Source organism: Streptomyces sp. NPDC050856 (assembly GCF_040653855.1).
Taxonomy (GTDB): domain Bacteria; phylum Actinomycetota; class Actinomycetes; order Streptomycetales; family Streptomycetaceae; genus Streptomyces.
In genome coordinates, this window is sequence record NZ_JBFAGV010000070.1 from 1 (window position 1) to 1,998 (window position 1,998).

Below are 1,998 nucleotides of genomic sequence, written 5' to 3' on the forward strand. Positions count from 1 at the left end.
CAGCGGCTCGATCCGGTCCCACATCGCATCAGTGATCACTAATCGGACAGGCATGTCCGATCAACTGATGAGCCCATCAAAGAGACACGCTCTAGCCGAGGTCGCCGCGGCCGCCGGCGGCGGTCGCGGGTGAGCCGCCGGGCGGCCGAGCCGGTGGAACTGGCGCGGCTGCGCGGCTGGTTGCGCGCGGCGAAGGGACGGTGCACCTTCGCTGCCCTGGCGCGGCGGGCCGACGCGGGGAAGCTGCCGGTCTCGGTGTGCACGCTGCGCCGGGCCCTGGATGGGCGGCTTCCCACCCTGCGCACCGTCCAGGCGTTCGCCCGGGGCGCTGGCGCCGACGAGGAGGAGGGCGCGCGGGTGTGGGCGGCGGCTGCGGCCGCCGTGCGCCCCGAGCCCGTGCGGAAGCCGGCCGCGTACGTGCCGGGGCGCGGCATCACCACCCTGGTGGGGTTGGCCGCGGCCATGGAGAAGGTGAGGGTGGCGGCGGGAGGGCCGAGCCTGCGTCGGCTGGCCGACTCGCCCGAGGCCGCGGGCCGCGCCTCGCGCAGCGCCCTGCACAACGCCCTGCACAACGCCCTGCACACGCGGCGGCTGCCCAGCGAGGAGCTGCTGACCGGGCTTCGCCGCGGCGTGCGGGGCCGGCGAGGAGACCGCTCGCGCGCTGCTCGCGCACGGATCCTGGCCGGGCACGGGCCCTCGCTGATGTACCCGTGTGGCGTCGTCGAGGCGGCCGAGGCGCGGCGCGAGCAGGATGCGGTGGTGCGCCGCTGGATCCGGGACGGGGACGATCTCGACTAATACGAGCGGCAGTTGCGTGATGAGGAAGAGGCCGAGCAGCGGCGGGCGGAGGCCTGGGTCGACTACCTTACCGACGACGAGCTGGAGGAGCTGCAGCGGGCGCGGAACGCGGTCGGTACAGGGCAAAGCAGCCTTCGCGCCGAACTCGCCGCGTACGCCCGGGCGGCGGGCAAGACCGACGGCTGACGGTCGCGGCCGTTAGGTTCTGTCTCTTTGGTCAGCGTCGGGTCCAGATGAGGATGCCGGCGAGGTGTAGTGCGCCTTGGTAAGCAAGGGCGAGTTTGTGGGTTCGTGTGGCCGGGCCGCGCCACTGCTTGAGTCGGTTGATGCAGCGCTCGACGGTATTTCGCTGCTTGTAGGTTTCACGGTCGAAGCCAGGTGGGCGGCCGCCTCGGCGGCCTCGCCGCTGACGGTGGCCGATCTGGTCGGACGGCTGCGGGATGACCGCGCGGATTCCCCGACGTCGCAGGTGGATGCGGATGGCGCGGGAAGAGTGGGCGCGGTCGGCCAGTACGGCGAAGGGCCGGGTTCGCGGCCTGCCCGGGCCGCTGCGGGGAACGCGGAACCGGGACATCACGGTCTCGAAAGCGGGTGCGTCACCGGCTTGGCCTGCGGTGAGTTTGAGGGCGAGCGGTCGTGCACGGCCGTCCGCGGCCAGGTGGACCTTCGTGCTCAGGCCGCCGCGGGAGCGTTCCGAGTGCGTGGTCGGTGGGCTCGCTGGAGCGGATCGCCCCCTTTTTGCAGGCCCGGGGCTGCGTGCTGGTGGGTCCGGACGACAGTGGAGTCCACCGACACTGTCCAGTCGATGTCGTCGTCGGCGTCCGCCGCTGCCAGGACGGCACCGAGGATCGCCTCCCAGGTCCCGTCGACTGCCCACCTGATCAGCCGTTTGTGGGCGGTCCGGAACGAGCCGAGCTCGTCGGGCAGGTCCCGCCGGGACGAGTTGGTGCGGTACTTCCACGCGATAGCCTCAAGGGTGCGGCGGTGGTCGGCCCACCACCGTCCGCGGACCGGATCGGCCGGCATCAGCGGCTCGAGCCGGTCCCACATCGCATCAGTGATCATCCGATCAACTGATGAGCCCACGAAAGAGACACGCTCTAGCTGTATTGTCCCGGAGCGTTGTTCACGCGGCTGATGGGCGGGTGTCCGCCGAGTGCGGTGTGGCAGCGGTGGTGGTTGTAGGTGTGGAGGAAGTCT

Annotated in this window: 2 protein-coding genes and 2 pseudogenes; 2 read left to right on the forward strand and 2 right to left on the reverse strand. The window is 71.6% G+C overall.

What is annotated here, in order from left to right:
• Positions 1-129 precede the first annotated feature (129 nt).
• Both AB0H53_RS29060 and AB0H53_RS29065 read left to right on the forward strand, forming a co-directional pair.
• Positions 130-798, forward strand: a complete 669-nt coding sequence (locus AB0H53_RS29060; RefSeq protein WP_362119641.1) for a hypothetical protein — start codon at positions 130-132, stop codon at positions 796-798.
• A gap of 12 nt (positions 799-810) precedes the next feature.
• Positions 811-984 carry a hypothetical protein gene (locus tag AB0H53_RS29065; RefSeq protein ID WP_362119644.1) on the forward strand — a complete coding sequence of 58 codons (174 nt, stop codon included), beginning with the start codon at positions 811-813 and terminating at the stop codon, positions 982-984.
• Between the two features lie 31 nt (positions 985-1,015).
• Here AB0H53_RS29065 and AB0H53_RS29070 read toward each other — a convergent pair.
• A pseudogene (locus AB0H53_RS29070) lies at positions 1,016-1,863 on the reverse strand (IS5 family transposase).
• 35 nt (positions 1,864-1,898) lie between these two features.
• Positions 1,899-1,998: pseudogene (locus tag AB0H53_RS29075) on the reverse strand (IS481 family transposase); the annotation flags it as partial.